This window comes from Roseibium sp. (assembly GCF_039982295.1).
In the GTDB taxonomy this organism is placed as follows: Bacteria; Pseudomonadota; Alphaproteobacteria; order Rhizobiales; family Stappiaceae; genus Roseibium.
The window spans coordinates 78,473-95,347 of sequence record NZ_JBDWYP010000039.1 but is presented as its reverse complement, the minus strand read 5'-3'; the positions used below and the strand labels follow the sequence as shown (position 1 = coordinate 95,347).

Here is a 16,875-nt window from a genome sequence, read left to right as displayed (position 1 = left end):
CGGCGAAGCGGCTTGACCTTGCCAATCATCTCTGGCACGGCACATTCCAACTTCAAACCAAGCGACAACAATACCAACAAGGAGAAGCATCCCCATGTCAGATCCGGGCGGAGTGGCCGGCGATCAGCTGCGCGCTTTCATTGAGCGTATCGAGCGCCTCGAAGAAGAAAAGAAGGTCATCTCCGATGACATCAAGGACGTCTACGCGGAAGCCAAGGGCAATGGCTACGACGTAAAGATCCTGCGCAAGGTCGTTTCCCTGCGCAAGAAACAGCCACATGAACGAGAAGAAGAAGAGGCTGTTCTAGATCTCTATCTCCACGCTCTCGGCATGGCCGGCTCCGCCGAAGGTTAAAGCCAGCGCAACGCAGTTCAGCGGCATCCCTGCCGCTGAACGCCTACCATACCGACTCGTTCTGCACGCCGGACGGCCCAGAATCAGAACTCATATCCTCATCGTCCATCAAAGCTGCCATCATTTCGCGGATCTCGGCCGCGATCTGAACTGAATGCGTATGGTGCGGCATATGCCCGGCACCCTCAAGCACCAGTAATCTTGCACTGCCCAGATCTCGCATCAAACCGTCGCTGTGAATGCTTGGCCACACAACACTGTCATGTGTGCCTGTGACCACAAGTTTAGGCTGATCTATTTCTCCATATCGCTCGGACTGCCGAGACAAACATCGCTTGAGGCTTGCAACGTCCTGCGCGTTGGCGCGAAAGCTGTGCGGGCGAAAAAGCAAAGGCAAGCCAATCTCATTCGCATAATTCGGCGGCACATGATCGGGGGCGAACACTTGCGTGAGTGACTTGGGAGCCAAAAGTTCCCCGACGGGCAATGTCAGCGTCCAGCAAAATACAGGCCCCAAAACGGGCCTTGCAGCAACCTGATAGTACCAGTTCACACCGCCCGGCCATGGATGGGTCGCAGCAGCGAGAAAGGCGAGGCCCCGAACGAGATCAGCTCGCTCCAACGCAAGGGCGGCCGTGACAGCTGCGCCGAGCGAATGTCCAACGACGAAACACGATGAGATGCCCAATGCATCCAGAAGCGCTCCGATTGATCGCGCCTGTTCGATCGGGTCCCTGTGATCGGGCATCCGGCGACTGCTGTGCCCAAGTCCGGGCCGATCCACGAACAGCAGATCGAAGTCTTCATCAAACTGTCCTTCGAACGCTATTTTTTTGGTCCAGGGCATTCCCGCTGGCTCCGTGGATAAACACCAGGACGGGCAGAGACACAGATCCAGAGAAGCGTTTTCGATAGTGATAGTGGAAATGGACACCTCCAACGGTCTTCAGCTCGCCTTCTGGCGGAAATTCTCCTGCGATACGGCGGCTTCTCACAAGGGTGTAGATGAGCAGGGCCAAGGGGAAAGCAGACAGAAGAAAGATCAACACCTGAATGTTCATTCGCTCAAGGATCAATTCGAAAGGGTTTTTCAGTCTCTCGGAGACGACTTGCCCGACAACTGGAAAAGGGCAAGGCGTGCCGACTGAGCCACCGGTTCAAGCTGCTCAGATTGGCTCACCGGCAGCTTCTTTTTCCAAAGTCTCAATCGTTTCGAGAGCATTGGTCAGACCGGGGTGAATTTCGACGGCTTTCTTGAAAGTATCCAGTGCCCGGTTTTCCTGTCCGAGACGGCGCTGGATGATCGCAAGTCCCGACATGGCGCCCCAATGGCGCGGCTCCAGTGCAAGCGTTCGTTCGATATCGACAAGAGAACGGGCGAAATCCCGTCGCATATAGAAGACGGTCGCCCTGCGATTCCAGCCTTCGGCAAAGTCCGGGGAAAGCGTCACGACAATGTCGAGCATATCGAGCGCCAAGGCGTGATTTTCAGCCTTCAGCGCCTGACCAGCCCGCGCCATCATCAGGTCGACTGTATCACTGCCCGAATCCAGCCAGAGAAGCTGTATCTGTCGCGCGATCCGGCTCGCCTCGGAAACTCCATCAGCATCTTTTAAACGCACAAACAGGGCATCCAGCTCGGAGGCCTCAGGTGGACCGTCCGGATCGACAACAGCAGGTTGGTCCGCATCGACGTCCGGTATCAACGTATCCAGATCATCGACAGACGGAACACCAGCCTCCGGCCCCAAGTCCGGGAACGTCTGTGCAAGGGCGGAGCCCATGGCTCCAAGAATCAAAATGACAAACAGAAAAAGCCGCATGCCGACAAGATATCCTGTCGGCTGCAGCGGTCAATCCGTTAAACGGACAATCAAGAGATCACAAAGGCGCGAGATCGCGCCCCGCATCAGCCCTGGCGAGCTTTGAAGCGCGGGTTTTTCTTGTTGATGATGTAGACGCGGCCTTTACGGCGAACCATACGGTTGTCGCGGTGACGTCCCATAAGCGCTTTAAGCGAATTCTTGATCTTCATGACACTGTCCCCCGAAAGGGCCTTACTTACCCGTAAACATGAAACGAGCGCCCCCAAGCGCTCGCTGTGACTGGCCCTCTCCGGAAAAACCGCAGCATGGAAGATCCATTGCGCCGATTTTCTTGGTCCGGGAAGACCCGCGCCGATCAAGCCCGTAATGGCCAACAGCGCAAAAATGGTGGGCGTGACAGGGATTGAACCTGTGACCCCTTCGATGTCAACGAAGTGCTCTCCCGCTGAGCTACACGCCCGAATTACTCGGTATCACTGCGCCGAAACGCTGTGGTGGGGAGCGATATAACGAGGATCTGTGACCGACGCAACACCCTTTTTCACAGAACCGTCAAACAATTCCACATAGCAACCGGATACCGGCCAAAAGCCGCCCCCAACCATCAGGCGGCGAGCATTTTATCCACTTCCTGAACCAGGTCTTTCAGGTGGAAAGGCTTGGAAAGGACCTTTGCATCCTTTGGCGCATCAGATTCCGGGTTGAGCGCGACAGCCGCAAAGCCGGTGATGAACATGACCTTCAAGTCGGGATCCAGCTGCGTCGCACGGCGCGCCAACTCGATGCCATCCATCTCAGGCATTACGATATCGGTGAGAAGCAGCGAAAAGGGCTCCTCCCGAAGACGCTCATATGCGCTTTTGCCGTTATCGAAAGACACAACGTCGTGGCCGGCATTTTCAAGCGCCTTGGCCAGGAAACGACGCATGTCGTTGTCATCTTCCGCAAGAAGGATACGCGACATCGTTTGCAACCATTACCTCACGAGGGAACCATTTCTAACGGGTGACGCCCCGCCAACCTCCCGCTCGGTTATAGTGAGAATCCCGCGTAAAGATAGAGTGAAACCGATCTGATGGGGACGGCGGGCGGTTTCTGTGGACTGAGTGTTAATTCCTTGGCACCATAGTAGGTCAGGAAACGAAAGGGTATCAATTGGCGACGAGCGGCCCCAGAGATCCATACGGAACTGACCAGGTCGACTTCAACGGCCACCCGCCTTTCGAGGTTCTTGCCCCGGCAGATCAGCGCCTACCCTTTGTTTTCAACTCACCCCATTCGGGTTGTCAGTATCCGCAGAGCTTTTTGGAAGCTTCGCGTCTGAACAGCCGCACCATTCGCCGGTCTGAAGATGCCTTCGTCGACAGCCTCTTCAAACATGTCGTACCGCTCGGATCCCCACTTTTGCGGGCACACTTTCCGCGCGCCTATCTTGATGTGAACCGTGAGCCCTATGAGCTCGATCCGAAGATGTTCGAGGGGCGGCTGCCTTCCTACGCGAACATTCGCTCCATTCGGGTCGCAGGCGGCCTTGGGACAGTCGCACGCGTCGTGAGTGAAGCGCAGGAGATCTATCATCACAGGCTGCCGGTCAGCGAAGCGCTGTTGCGGATCGAGGGTATCTACAAGCCTTATCACTCGACCCTGCGGCGACTGCTCGCACAAACGCATGTGATGTTCAGCCATGCAATTCTCATCGACTGTCACTCCATGCCCTCGACCGTTAGGTGTCAGACAACGGACCAGCGCCCGGACTTCATCCTCGGAGACCGCTACGGTACAAGCTGTGCGCCCGAATTGACGGAGTATGCTGCATCACTCCTGTCTGGCATGGGCTACTCGGTCAACCGCAACAAACCCTATGCAGGCGGCTTCATCACGGAGCACTACGGCCGCCCGGCGCGGGGTCTGCATGCGCTTCAGATCGAAATCAATCGGGGCCTGTACATGGATGAAGCCACGCATGCACCCCATAATGGCTTCAACGCGCTGGCAGATGACCTCGCGCGATTTGCAAGGGACCTGACTTCGATGCCTGACGCGTCCTTCATCGGCGACGCCTTGGCCGCAGAGTAAATTCCGCCCCCCAAAAAATATAAAAAAAGGGCCGCTCAAAAGGCGGCCCGAGTCTAGGGAGGAAACGCCCAAGGAGGGCGGCGCTAAACGAAAGCTCGTTTCGCGCTGCAATAAAATTCGCACCGCATCGCACAAACGTCAAGCGCAGCTTGTAGGCAAGGCATGGTCAAATTCTAAGCAACTGCCCATTTTTCAAGTAAATGCACTCTAATCTTTATCAAAACAAACGCCTGTTTTATATAAGCAATAGCCGTGACACTCAGCCAGCCAAGAAGATCTGCCACCCAACCACAAGGTGCACTCAATGGACAATGAAGGCATGCGAACTTCGCATATCTACTCGGATTTTATCGAACGCCTTGCAACGGCGGCGAGCGACGCCATCATGCCGCACTTCAGAACCGGGCACGATGTCGAAAACAAGCTGGCAGGTGGCTTCGACCCGGTGACTGTCGCCGACAAGGCAGGGGAAACCGCCATGCGAGCCCTGATCAATGCCGAGCTTCCCGATCACGGGATCCTTGGCGAGGAACATGGCCCCGAGAATACCGATGCGGAACACGTTTGGGTGCTTGATCCAATCGACGGAACGCGCGCTTTCATCACCGGCCTGCCGACCTGGGGCACACTCATTGGCCTGACAGAAAAAGGCACCCCACGTCTCGGCATGATGATGCAGCCCTATGTCAGGGAAGCTTACGTGGGTGACTGCAAGACAGCCTGGTACAAGGGTCCAATCGGCTCCAAGTCGTTAAAGACAAGGTCCTGCCAGGACCTGTCTGATGCAGTCATGTTCACGACCACACCCGCACTATTCCAGGGCGAGGAACGGAGTGCATATGATGCGATAGAGGCCAGGACCAAGCTGACACGCTATGGCACCGACTGCTACGGCTATTGCATGGTTGCCGCAGGTCACGCTGACCTTGTCGTCGAAACAGGCCTGCAAGCCTATGACGTTGTCGCTCTGATTCCAATCGTGGAAGGCGCCGGCGGCGTCATGACAAACTGGACCGGAGGGTCCGCGGCAGACGGTGGGCAGATCGTCGCAAGCGGTGACCCGAGACTGCACGAACTGGTTCTCAAGGAGCTGGCAAGCGCCGCAGTCTGAGCAAGTGCCGAGAACAAAGCCCCCCTGTCAGCCAGCCTGACCGGGGATAAACGCATCAAAGGCTGCCCAGAACTGGTCGCGAATGGCATCGCGTTCCATCATCAGCTCATGCTCAGCGCCAGCGATTTCCAGATAGCCCGCCGACTTCATCCGCGACACCAGCTCTTCGGTGGCTGGCGTCGAGACAATCCTGTCCTTGCCAGCCGCTATCACGAGGCATGGCAAGGAGACGCCTGGCCCGTATTCTCGCTTGCGGAACGATGAAATGGCTTTCGAGACCGCATTGAGCCAGCCAATCGTCGGCGACCCAAGCCCCAGTTCCGGTGCTTGCCGAAGGACGGCATTGAAGCGATCGAACCGCGTTTTATCCGACGTCTGCCGATTCTCTTCGAAGTCGATGAAAAGATCGCCATTACCACCGGGAATATAAAGACGGCCAAGGCCAAACCACTTGAGGGCGGCGGCAACTCGAAAGGCCCAGCGCTCCTTCCAGCCATTGTCAAGCATGCCCGTAAGCGGCGAGCTGAGGACAACCCGGTCAAGCATGGTGCGCAAGCGAAGCGCATCGGACAGCAAGACGGCACCGCCAGTGGAATGGGCAAGAGCGAAGTGAGGCCCCGGGTACTCGGCCAGAGATACCTTCTGAAGGATCGTATGAAGATCTTCGCGAAACTGACGCATGTTGCCGATGTGACCCTTCCAACGATTGCGCAAAAGTCGTTCGGATCCGCCCTGCCCACGCCAGTCGAATGCGATTACCGCGAAACCTCGCTGGCGCAGGTCTTCGACAACCTCGAAGTATTTTTCGATGAACTCCGCCCGCCCCTGCAAAAGCGTCACAGTTCCACGGCGCGGGCTACCTGTCGCTGGCCAGTGAGCGTAGCGAAGCGCTACACCGTCGCCGGTTTGTATCGAACCCGAATTAGAACCCTCGGGGATGGGATTGTCCGGATGGTCGATCAAAGTCACGGGCACTGTCCATCAAGGTTTTACCACCCTTTTGATAGCTGCAGCCGACGCACCTCACAACTGCAAACGGCCGCAGCCAAAATGGCAACGGCCCTTTGATGCAGCTCGCAATCGCGGATCACCAGCGATAGTTCCAGTGGCCGTGACGGTGGATTGGGCGTTTGCGAAGGATCTGGCCGGTATGGCCGTCAACGACGAGACGCATCGGCATGCCGCGCCAGCCATGCGCACGGATCATGTAGACAGGACCGCGCTCGCCGAGGATGCGAATTTTGTGAAAGCCGCGATGCTTCAGACTGCGACGGACCTGGCGCGGACCCATTTTGCCCCAGTGTCCGCGCTTGACACCATGACCCCACTTCGCCCCGTTCCCGCGCCCTTTATGCTGCCCCTTCCGGTAGTCAATCTCCAGCGTGATCGCTCCGCCACGCGCCTCGGGAACCTGCTGGTGGCGAGACCCCGCCTGAGCCGTACCGATCAGAGTTGCAGCAACAAGAGCGGCGGCAACTGGTGCAGTTATGAATTTCTTGGCAATGAACATCTCGTGTCTCCTCGTTCCCATCACCAGCGCTGTACTGATGTTGAAGAGACTTTGCTCCAAGGCGGTTGAACCGAAACGGAAGCACCTGTTCATCTTCGGTTCAGCAGAAGCCGACCCACTTGAAAGCGAAAAAGCCAGCCACCATCTAGATTCTATGGGCGCCAATCGGGCTCACATAGAGCTTTCCATCTCGCCAGATAGGGGGACCGGGAAGCAAGACCATATCCGTTGCTCAACTAAAGAGGACAGAACACATGCGTCACTTGGACTTTTCACCACTTTATCGCTCGACCGTCGGATTTGACCGGTTGTTTTCAATGCTCGACACCGCAAATTCAGACGCTCCGAGCTACCCGCCCTACAACATTGAACGTACGGGGGAGAACACCTATCGCATCACCATGGCTGTGGCAGGCTTTGCTGAAGCCGATCTCACGGTCGAAGCGAAGGAACACGTGCTCACGATCAAGGGTGAGAAACAGGAAGAAGAGGCCGAACGCGACATTCTTTATCGCGGCATAGCTTCCCGCGCTTTCGAACGCCGTTTCCAGATCGCGGAATACGTCCGTGTTGACGGCGCTCATTTGGAGCACGGCCTCCTGCACATCGATCTTGTCCGGGAACTCCCGGAAGCCATGAAGCCGCGCAAGATCGAGATTGGCGCTGGCTCACCAAAACAGATCGAAACCAAAGCTCACTAAACACATTCGTTTGAGAGAACGGATCGGGCGCCCGGGAAACCGGGCGTCCTTTGTTCTATCCGGAGGCTCTACGCCCCCAGCAAGTTCAGGAAAACATCCACGTCTTCTTCAGAAGTTGCAAAATTCGTGACGAGCCGCAAACAGACCTCATCCGCTGTTGGCGCAATGGAAAGATCCAGCCCTTTGGCCGGCCATTCATAAAACGCAGCGCCTCCATCGCGAAGCCTTTCAACCAGCTCGCGCCTGAGGACCGGAAACACTTCATTGGCTTCAACCGGCCAAGCGGTCCGCCCACCAGCCAGTCGGATACCATCTGCGAGCCGTTGCGCCATTTCATTCGCATGGGCTGCTGTCCCGAGCCAGGCATCCTCTTCGAAATAGCCCTCGAACTGCGCAGCTGCAAAACGGCTTTTGGAAAACAGGTGCCCCCCGCGCTTGCGGAAATACTCGAACCCTCGCGCCTGTTCCCGATTGAAGAACACGACCGCCTCGGCGCACCAGCATCCGTTTTTGGTTGCCCCAAAGGACAGCACGTCGACACCCGCCTTCCATGTCATCTCGGCCGGTGTTACTCCAAGCGAAACCAGAGCATTGGCAAATCGCGCACCATCCATATGCAGTGCGACATCGCGCTCAAGCGCAACGCTTTTGATCCGCGCGATTTCATCCAGGGTGTAGACAGTCCCGCACTCGGTCGACTGCGTGATGGAAACGCTGGCGACCTGCCCATGATGAACAACCCCATCAGGGAAGGCTGACATGGCCTCCTGCAACGCCTCAGCCGAAAATTTGCCATCTTCGCCTGGAACCGAGACCAGTTTTCCGCCGCTGGTCATGAATTCCGGGCAACCACACTCATCAACCTGAATATGAGAATCTGGATGACAGAAGATCGCGCCGCCAGGCTTGGCGAAGGCTGCAAGGGCGAGCGAATTGGCCGCCGTGCCCGTTCCGACGAAAAACACGGAGACGTCCGTTTCAAAGATCTCTGAAAACCGGGCCGTAACGCTCTCGGTCAGTGGGTCAGAACCATAGGCAGGGGCAAGCCCTGTGGCATGACGGGCCAGGGCAGCCATCACCGGCGCCGTGGCTCCCGCCCAATTATCGCTGGAAAAATTCATGCCCCGGTTTAATCAGCTCTATCAAACCGGGGCAAGATCACTCGATCAGTAGTAGCGTTCACGCTTGCGATAGTAGGAGCCAAGCAAGGCGTCGAGCGATACGAAACCCGGTCCCTTCAGCATCGGCACCAGAAGCACGAAAACCCACATCAGACGCTGGTCCGCGATGAGCGAACCTGGGTTGCCGTCAAAAAGCGATCCGATCGTTGCCGCGTCAACATGATGACCGGTGATGTCGACATAGCTCATGACAACCACAAAGACGATCATCCCAAGGCTGGCTGCTCTTGTGAAAAGCCCGAGTGTGACAAGCACCGGAAGGATAAACTCACTCCACGTTCCCAAAAGAACGATGAGTCCATAGGGGAAGAAGGCAATCTGGCTCGTATCGTAACTGACCTGCTCCATCATCCCCGGGAGAATCTGCGCATATGCGCCAGAGCTTGGAGACAGGAAGCCGAAAATTCCGGGACCGATCTTTGTGAGGGCAGAATTGATGAAATAGACAAGAAGAACGCTTGCAAAGACAAACCGGGCGGCAAGCCCGATGAACCATCCGTTAGTGAGGCGCTCCAGCGTGCCGAAGACTGTATGATAGAGACTGACGAGTAGTCCGATTATCGTGCTCATATTTCCCCCAATTGGCATTGCGACCAGAACCAAGCCGGCACAGCATCATGATGCAAAGGTGCGAAAGACCCCTGCGGATAAAAAATCTGTCAGAACACCTGACAGGTCAAAACTCTCAACCTCGGCACTTGCGGCCTCAGCCGCCTGGCCCAATGTGGATCCCGAGGTCAATTGCTCCAGAAACAAAACCCCTCCTGGACGCAGGAGCATTAATTCCACATCCAGATCCGGGCGTGTAATCAGAACACTTTGCGCATCATTCAGATCGATGGCCATGTCATCATCCGGCAAAAACCTGTTCGCAGCCACAAAGGACAGGATTGGCCAGGCAGATTCCACAAGGATTGCTGCCGGATGGATCTTGAGCGTCATGTTGCCAAGCGTATCAGGGGCAACTTCGCCAAGCTCTCCTGGAGAAAGCGGCATGGCATCTTCTGAGTGATACGCCCGCAGCCAACTCCACTCGACCCGCGCAACATCTGCGAGGTAGGGATAAGCCGCCAACGGTTCGAACGTCTCCAAAAAGGCGGGGAATTCAGCCCCATACCACATCAGGACCGGTGATGTCGGCGGGTTCCCGACAACGAACACCCGCGCGAGCGCCTTGAAGTAGTCTTCTCCAAGCATGCGCTGGACTGCGGGAAATGTCTGCTCGATCGCTTCAACGAGACTGACGACGACATTGTTCCGATAAACGCTGAACCGCTTGGGCGCAGGTTTTCCATCAGGCCCGATGACACCGCTTGGAACTGGCAAGGACGTGTCCAGAAGGGCCTCACTGAACGCAGGCAGAGCTGGTGCAGCGGGTTGACCGTCAGCCGACAAGCCGCGCCTCCTCTTTTCCACGTCGAGCCAAAATACAGTCGGCCGCCTCGGCCTCTGCCAGCAGCACGGGCCATGCGGGAACGTCATTGTCCCACTCGACCAATGTCGGCAGCGGGCCCCACTGGTCAATCACCTTTTCGTAGAGTCGCCAGACTGCATCGTCCACGGCCCGGTCATGAGCGTCAATCAACAGCGGTCGGCCTGCATCATCCACATCCGGAGCATGTCCTCCAAGATGGAGCTCCCCCACCGCAGCCATGGGGAAAGCGTCCAGATAGTCTTCTGCAGATCTCTCATGATTGACGCAAGAAACATGGACGTTGTTGACGTCCAGGAGCAATCCACAGCCCGTGCGCTCGGCAATCCGTTTGAGAAATTCAAGCTCGGTCATGGAGCTCTGTTCGAAAGCAACATAGGTCGACGGGTTTTCGAGAAGCATCCGGCGTCCGAGCGTCTCTTGCACCACATCTATGTGTTCGCAAACGCGCGACAGGGTCGCTTCGTCATAGGGCACCGGAAGGAGGTCATTGAAGTAGGTCGTGTCATGGGTCGACCAGGCCAGGTGCTCAGAAAAGAGACCCGGCTCGTAACGCTCATTCAAAGACTTGAGGCGCTGAAGGTGGGCAGTGTCCAGCGGTCCTTCCGCACCGATCGAAAGGCCTACGCCATGCAAAGATATCGGATAGTCGCGTCGGATAGCCTCGAGCTGGCGGTGGGGCACACCACCAGCGCCCATGTAGTTTTCAGCGTGCACCTCGAAAAAGCCGATATCTGGCCTGGCCTCGAGAATTTGCGGCACATGCTCTCCCTTGAGACCCGCACCGGCTCTCGCCGGCAACCGGGGCGTAACTCTGTCGGCCCGGGACATTTCCTCGGCGGATGAGTGGGACATCAGACTACTCATAGGGCATTGAGATGGTTCCGGGCGGGGTCTCCCCGGCCCGGACACGATCGATGAAAGCTATATTATGCTTTCGGAAGGTCGCGGTCGAGTTCAGTCAGAGAACCCTTGCGGCCATCAGGCAACTTCATGGAAACACAGGTTCCTTTTGGTACGAGGGTCCATGCATTGCCCTGATAGTCAACCGTAGAGGTGCCTGCGCACGTCGTGCCTGCACCTGCCTTGCAGTCGTTCTTGCCTTTCAGGGAAACGCCGTAGCATTTTTCCTTGGCCTGCGCGTTCGCAGCTGTTGGCGCCGCAACACCGGCAACTGCTGTTGCAACAGCGCCCGCGACGATCGCGGCAGTCATGACCTTTTTCTGCATCGAAACTTCCTCCGTCTAGGATCTCTGAACACGACAGGCTTCGTTCCTGATTCAGCCGTGTCATGAGAAAGAAATGAGCATTTCTTCCATCAATAGGAAATCAAACGGCCGTGACCTTTGGGAGAGCAGGAAGCAATCCCCAAACGCGGCCGCGCAACATTCTTACTCGCTAATGCGTTTAAGTTTATTAAATTGGCCACTCGCAACTTGAGAGGCGAAACAAATATAATTTTAGAGTATATAAACGCTCTTGCTCCTCGCTTCGAAATCTGGCATGTTCGCGCCGCTCGGAATAGGACAGGACCACTGTCCCTTTTAGCGCGCCCGGATTGTGGCAGCTTAAAAGCGCGGACAGAAACAGGCTTTCATCCCGAGCCGACCAGAGAATTGCCAAATCGGGGCAATTCTGAAGCGAAGGCCCGGCGGAGATCGGGCACTCGGTGGCAGTACGCAACTGCTGCGTCAATGCGACGGTTCGCTTTAATGGGGGCGAAACGTTAGATATTTCGACAGAGCCGAGGCTGGCAGCCAGGGTCGTCGCACGAGCCGCGTCCGGACAGGAACGCGACCCGAACGTGACCCGACGCTTTAGCTACGGTAAAACTGGGGCAAACGTGAGGGCGCACATGACGAAGACAGAGCTGACGACCAGCACAGCCATGCAGGCCGAAGGACTGGAAGCGGAGAACACCACCGTCACCAATTCTTCTTTGGCCACGCGACTGGGCGAGGCCGCCGACAAAGGGCTCTATAACCCGTCGCGCGAACACGATGCTTGTGGTGTCGGCTTCATTGCTCACATGAAGGGCGAAAAGTCCCATCGCGTGATTGCAGATGGCCTGCAGATCCTGGAGAACCTGACCCACCGCGGAGCCGTTGGCGCAGATCCCCTGATGGGCGATGGCGCAGGCATGCTGGTACAGATCCCTCATTCATTCTTCGTCGAAGAACTGGCAGCACAGGGCATCACCTTGCCCAAGCAGGGCGATTATGGCGTCGGCTTCCTATTCATGCCTCAGGACGATGTCCTCCGCGCCAAGTGTGAGGAAATCATCGAACGAGCAATCGACGCCGAAGGTCAAAGCCTCATCGGCTGGCGCGATGTTCCCGTCGACAACTCTTCCTTGTCAAAAGCCCCTGACATTGCAGCGACCGAGCCCGTCTCGCGCCAGGTCTTCATCAGGCGCGCGGAAAACGAAGATGAACTCGCATTCGAGCGTCGCCTCTTCGTTCTGCGCAAGGTGATTTCCAACGCAATCCGTGCGGAGACCGACGCGGTTGAGAAGGGTTTTTACAACGTTTCCCTGTCGAGCCGCACGATTGTCTATAAGGGCATGTTCCTGGCCTATCAGCTGGGTGCCTACTACAAGGACCTGAAGGACGAGCGCTTCATCTCGGCGCTCGCCCTGGTACACCAGCGCTTCTCGACCAACACCTTCCCGTCCTGGGACTTGTCCCATCCCTACCGGATGGTCGCCCACAACGGTGAAATCAACACCCTGCGCGGCAACGTCAACTGGATGGCCGCGCGGCAGGCATCCGTATCGTCACCGCTGTTCGGCGACGATATCTCGAAACTGTGGCCGATCTCCTATGAAGGTCAGTCGGACACGGCCTGTTTTGACAATGCCCTTGAATTCCTCGTGATGGGCGGATACTCGCTCGCCCACGCGGCAATGATGCTGATCCCGGAAGCCTGGGCCGGCAATCCGCTCATGGATGAAAACCGCCGCTCCTTCTACGAGTACCATGCCGCGATCATGGAGCCGTGGGATGGCCCGGCTGCCGTTGCGTTCACCGATGGACGCCAGATCGGCGCAACACTTGACCGCAACGGCTTGCGCCCAGCACGCTACATCGTCACTGACGAAGACTTTGTCATCATGTCTTCTGAGGTCGGCGTTCTCCCGGTTGACGAAGAGCGTATCGTGCGCAAGTGGCGTCTTCAGCCTGGCAAGATGCTCCTGATCGATCTCGAACAGGGCCGCATTGTTTCCGACGACGAAATCAAGCGGGAGCTGTCGACAGCCAATCCTTACAAGGACTGGCTGCACCGTACTCAGATCGTTCTTGAAGACATGCCGGAAGTTCGTGGCCGCGCGCCTGTTGCCGGCGAGAGCCTTCTCGATCGCCAGCAGGCATTCGGCTACTCCCAGGAAGATATCAAGCTGCTGATGACACCCATGGCGACCATTGGTCAGGAAGCCATCGGCTCCATGGGCACCGACACGCCATTGTCGGCACTCTCCGACAAGTCGAAGCTGCTTTATACCTATTTCAAGCAGAACTTTGCGCAGGTTACCAATCCGCCGATCGATCCGATCCGCGAAGAGCTGGTGATGAGCCTCGTGTCCTTCATTGGCCCGCGCCCGAACCTGTTCGACCTCAAGGGACTGTCCTCGTCGAAGCGCCTGGAAGTACGTCAGCCGATCCTGACGAACGAAGATCTGGAGAAGATCCGTGCCATTGGCGAGATTGGTGACAATCAGTTTTCCGCCAAAACGCTCGACATCACCTATTCGTCTGAAAAGGGTTCCGAGGGCATGGAAGCTGCCCTGGAAGAACTCTGTCAGCGCGCCGAGAAAGCTGTCCGGTACGGCGACAACATCATTATCCTTTCCGACCGCCTGATCAGCCGCACGCGGATCGCCCTGCCAGCCCTGTTGGCTACCGCAGCGGTTCATCATCACCTGATCCGCAAGGGTTTGCGCACATCGGTCGGCCTTGTCGTCGAAACCGGTGAAGCGCGGGAAGTCCATCACTTCTGTGTTCTGGCCGGTTTCGGAGCCGAGGCAATCAACCCTTACCTCGCGTTTGAGACCCTGCTCTCGATGCATGCCGAACTCGATTTCCCTGAGGAAGTCGATGCTGGCGAGGTGGCGTCGCGCTACATCAAATCGATCGACAAGGGTATCTTGAAGGTCATGTCCAAAATGGGCATCTCCACCTACCAGTCCTATTGCGGCGCGCAGATTTTTGACGCTGTCGGCCTGTCGAGCGAGTTCGTGAAGAAGTATTTCTCGGGCACCGCGACAACGATCGAAGGCGTCGGCCTGCACGAAGTCGCCTCCGAAACCGTTCAACGCCACGATGAAGCGTTCGGCGATGTGGCCGTTCTGCGTCGCTCGCTCGAGATCGGTGGTGAGTATGCCTATCGCATGCGCGGCGAGAGCCACATGTGGACACCGGACTCCATTGCCGTCCTTCAGCATGCCGTCCGTTCAAAGCTACCGGACATGTACCGGTCTTTCGCCGACATGGTGAACAAGGAATCTGGCCGCTATTCCATCAGGGGCATGTTCCGGATCAAGGGCGCGGACGAATTGGGTCGCAACCCGATCGACCTGTCTGAAGTTGAGCCGGCAGAAGACATCGTCAAACGCTTTGTGACCGGCGCCATGTCCTTTGGCTCAATCTCCCGCGAAGCGCACTCCACGCTCGCGATCGCAATGAACGAGATCGGTGGCAAGTCCAACACCGGCGAAGGCGGTGAGGAGCCGGAGCGGTTCAATCCGTTGCCCGACGGTTCCCGCAACCCGCAGCGTTCTGCAATCAAGCAGGTTGCTTCTGGCCGCTTCGGGGTGACCACCGAGTATCTGGTCAACTCCGACATGATCCAGATTAAGGTCGCCCAGGGTGCAAAACCCGGCGAAGGCGGGCAGCTGCCAGGCCACAAGGTGGATGCGGTCATCGCGAAGGTCCGTCACTCGACGCAAGGTGTTGGCCTGATTTCACCGCCACCGCACCACGACATCTATTCGATCGAAGATCTGGCCCAGCTGATCTACGATCTGAAGAACGTCAACCCGGCGGCCGACATCTCGGTCAAGCTCGTGTCTGAAGTCGGCGTGGGCACAGTTGCCGCAGGCGTCGCGAAAGCTCGCGCGGATCACATCACCGTCTCGGGTTTTGACGGCGGAACAGGCGCTTCGCCGCTGACCTCGATCAAACATGCCGGCAGCCCTTGGGAAATCGGCTTGGCTGAAACCCAGCAGACACTGGTTCTCAACGGATTGCGCTCACGCGTTGCCCTGCAGGTCGATGGCGGCCTTCGCACAGGCCGGGATGTCCTTGTCGGTGCCCTGCTTGGCGCGGACGAGTTCGGCTTCGCGACAGCGCCGCTGATCGCCGCTGGCTGCCTGATGATGCGCAAGTGTCACCTCAACACCTGTCCTGTCGGCATTGCGACCCAGGACCCGGTCCTGCGCAAACGGTTCAAGGGCACACCTGAGCACGTCGTCAACTACTTCTTCTTCGTCGCAGAAGAACTGCGCGAACTGATGGCAGCTCTAGGAGCGAAGAACCTCAACGAGATCATCGGCCGGTCTGACTTCCTCGACAAGGAACAGGCAATCAGCCACTGGAAGTCTCAGGGCCTCGACTTCAGCCGTATCTTCTTCCAGCCGGAAGCCGAGCCGGAAGAAACGCGCTGGACCGAGCGTCAGGAACATCCGATCACGGACATCCTCGATCGTCGCCTGATCGCTGCGGCAAAGCCTGCACTGGAGTCCAAGGAACCGACGATCGTTGAAGAGACAATCTGCTCCGTTGACAGATCCGCCGGCGCGATGCTCTCTGGCGAGATTGCCAAGCGCTACGGCGCCAAAGGCCTTCCCGACAACACCCTGAAAATCATGCTCAAGGGCACCGCCGGCCAGGCTTTCGGCGCCTTTGTTGCCAAGGGCGTTACGCTCAACCTGGAAGGCGATGCCAACGACTATGTCGGCAAAGGCTTGTCGGGCGGACGGATCATAGTGAGGCCTCCGCAGAACACGCGGATTGTACCCGAAGATTCCATTATCGTCGGCAACACCGTGCTCTATGGAGCCACCACCGGTGAATGCTACTTCCGCGGTGTGGCTGGTGAACGCTTTGCGGTGCGCAACTCGGGTGCTCTCGCCGTCGTAGAAGGTGTAGGCGATCACGGCTGCGAATACATGACCGGCGGCGTTATCGTTGTTCTTGGCCAGACCGGGCGCAACTTCGCGGCCGGCATGTCGGGCGGCATCGCCTATGTTCTGGACGAAGATGGTACGTTCGGCAGCCGGTGCAATCTTGCAATGGTTGAACTCGAGCCTGTGTCTGAAGAAGACGACTTGCTTGAAAAGCTGCATCACCATGGCGGTGATATCGAGCATAAGGGCCGCGTCGACGTCAGCTGTGACATGACCCGCCATGACGATGAACGCCTGCGCCAGCTTTTGACCAAGCACGTGCTTCACACCGGCTCGACGCGGGCGCAGACCATTCTTGATGACTGGGCAACTTATCGTCCCAAGTTCGTCAAGGTCATGCCTGTCGAATACCGCCGTGCGCTCCGTGAAATGGAGGAGAAGCGCCTCGGCATGGTGGCGGCGGAATAGCGCGTAAATCTGGACTTGAACCGGCTCTCGGGCATTTTCCAATGCCCGGTCGCAGCCGACAATGTGACAAGAGACTTATGAGGAGGTCACC

The 16,875-nt window shown here is 57.3% G+C and carries 17 protein-coding genes and 1 tRNA gene; 6 read left to right on the top strand and 12 right to left on the bottom strand.

The genetic code is table 11. The features are described 5' to 3' along the window. The first annotated feature begins 94 nt into the window (after positions 1-94). Entirely contained in the window at positions 95-355 is a 261-nt protein-coding gene (locus ABJZ52_RS07840; protein ID WP_348184583.1) for a DUF2312 domain-containing protein, read from the top strand. 43 nt (positions 356-398) lie between these two features. On the opposite strand, the gene ABJZ52_RS07835 is transcribed toward ABJZ52_RS07840, so the two are convergent. Next, positions 399-1,202: an alpha/beta hydrolase gene (locus tag ABJZ52_RS07835; protein WP_348184581.1), complete on the bottom strand. Its 804-nt coding sequence runs from the start codon at positions 1,200-1,202 to the stop codon at positions 399-401. A gap of 79 nt (positions 1,203-1,281) precedes the next feature. Here ABJZ52_RS07835 and ABJZ52_RS07830 point away from each other — a divergent pair, with 79 nt between their 5' ends. Further along, entirely contained in the window at positions 1,282-1,503 is a 222-nt protein-coding gene (locus tag ABJZ52_RS07830) for a hypothetical protein (protein WP_348184579.1), read from the top strand. Between the two features lie 18 nt (positions 1,504-1,521). Here the strand turns inward: ABJZ52_RS07830 and ABJZ52_RS07825 are convergent, their stop codons facing one another. From ABJZ52_RS07825 to ABJZ52_RS07810, 4 genes are all read right to left on the bottom strand, one after another. Then, complete coding sequence (locus tag ABJZ52_RS07825; RefSeq protein ID WP_348184577.1) at positions 1,522-2,178, bottom strand: tetratricopeptide repeat protein; 657 nt, start codon at positions 2,176-2,178, stop codon at positions 1,522-1,524. 86 nt (positions 2,179-2,264) lie between these two features. After that, a complete protein-coding gene (ykgO, locus tag ABJZ52_RS07820) occupies positions 2,265-2,390 on the bottom strand; it encodes a type B 50S ribosomal protein L36 (RefSeq protein WP_008551489.1) in 126 nt (41 codons plus the stop codon). 176 nt (positions 2,391-2,566) lie between these two features. Continuing rightward, a tRNA-Val gene (locus ABJZ52_RS07815) sits at positions 2,567-2,641 on the bottom strand. Positions 2,642-2,785: 144 nt separating this feature from the next. After that, entirely contained in the window at positions 2,786-3,145 is a 360-nt protein-coding gene (locus ABJZ52_RS07810; protein ID WP_153771877.1) for a response regulator, read from the bottom strand. Between the two features lie 191 nt (positions 3,146-3,336). Between ABJZ52_RS07810 and ABJZ52_RS07805 the strand changes: the two genes are divergently transcribed. Further along, complete coding sequence (locus tag ABJZ52_RS07805; protein WP_348184574.1) at positions 3,337-4,257, top strand: N-formylglutamate amidohydrolase; 921 nt, start codon at positions 3,337-3,339, stop codon at positions 4,255-4,257. Positions 4,258-4,576: 319 nt separating this feature from the next. Further along, positions 4,577-5,368 (top strand): histidinol-phosphatase, encoded by a 792-nt coding sequence (hisN, locus tag ABJZ52_RS07800; RefSeq protein ID WP_348184572.1) that lies wholly within the window; start codon positions 4,577-4,579, stop codon positions 5,366-5,368. Positions 5,369-5,395: 27 nt separating this feature from the next. On the opposite strand, the gene ABJZ52_RS07795 is transcribed toward hisN, so the two are convergent. Both ABJZ52_RS07795 and ABJZ52_RS07790 read right to left on the bottom strand, forming a co-directional pair. Further along, positions 5,396-6,337, bottom strand: a complete 942-nt coding sequence (locus ABJZ52_RS07795) for an alpha/beta hydrolase (RefSeq protein ID WP_348184570.1) — start codon at positions 6,335-6,337, stop codon at positions 5,396-5,398. 118 nt (positions 6,338-6,455) lie between these two features. Further along, complete coding sequence (locus ABJZ52_RS07790) at positions 6,456-6,878, bottom strand: hypothetical protein (protein ID WP_348184568.1); 423 nt, start codon at positions 6,876-6,878, stop codon at positions 6,456-6,458. 254 nt (positions 6,879-7,132) lie between these two features. Here ABJZ52_RS07790 and ABJZ52_RS07785 point away from each other — a divergent pair, with 254 nt between their 5' ends. After that, the gene (locus ABJZ52_RS07785; RefSeq protein ID WP_348184566.1) at positions 7,133-7,579 is read left to right on the top strand and encodes an Hsp20 family protein; all 447 of its coding nucleotides are present in this window, start codon (positions 7,133-7,135) and stop codon (positions 7,577-7,579) included. A 68-nt stretch (positions 7,580-7,647) separates the two neighbouring features. On the opposite strand, the gene ABJZ52_RS07780 is transcribed toward ABJZ52_RS07785, so the two are convergent. From ABJZ52_RS07780 to ABJZ52_RS07760, 5 genes are all read right to left on the bottom strand, one after another. After that, positions 7,648-8,700: a low specificity L-threonine aldolase gene (locus tag ABJZ52_RS07780; protein ID WP_348184564.1), complete on the bottom strand. Its 1,053-nt coding sequence runs from the start codon at positions 8,698-8,700 to the stop codon at positions 7,648-7,650. A 45-nt stretch (positions 8,701-8,745) separates the two neighbouring features. Continuing rightward, a complete protein-coding gene (locus ABJZ52_RS07775) occupies positions 8,746-9,330 on the bottom strand; it encodes a DoxX family protein (protein WP_348184562.1) in 585 nt (194 codons plus the stop codon). Positions 9,331-9,375: 45 nt separating this feature from the next. After that, positions 9,376-10,155 carry a DNA-binding domain-containing protein gene (locus ABJZ52_RS07770; RefSeq protein ID WP_348184560.1) on the bottom strand — a complete coding sequence of 260 codons (780 nt, stop codon included), beginning with the start codon at positions 10,153-10,155 and terminating at the stop codon, positions 9,376-9,378. Next, entirely contained in the window at positions 10,145-11,047 is a 903-nt protein-coding gene (locus ABJZ52_RS07765) for a DUF692 domain-containing protein (RefSeq protein ID WP_348184558.1), read from the bottom strand. The genes ABJZ52_RS07770 and ABJZ52_RS07765 overlap by 11 nt, the downstream gene beginning before the upstream one ends. 74 nt (positions 11,048-11,121) lie before the next feature. Next, entirely contained in the window at positions 11,122-11,421 is a 300-nt protein-coding gene (locus tag ABJZ52_RS07760) for a DUF2282 domain-containing protein (protein ID WP_348184556.1), read from the bottom strand. Between the two features lie 626 nt (positions 11,422-12,047). Between ABJZ52_RS07760 and gltB the strand changes: the two genes are divergently transcribed. Next, positions 12,048-16,784 carry a glutamate synthase large subunit gene (gene gltB, locus ABJZ52_RS07755; RefSeq protein WP_348184554.1) on the top strand — a complete coding sequence of 1,579 codons (4,737 nt, stop codon included), beginning with the start codon at positions 12,048-12,050 and terminating at the stop codon, positions 16,782-16,784. Positions 16,785-16,875 lie beyond the last annotated feature (91 nt).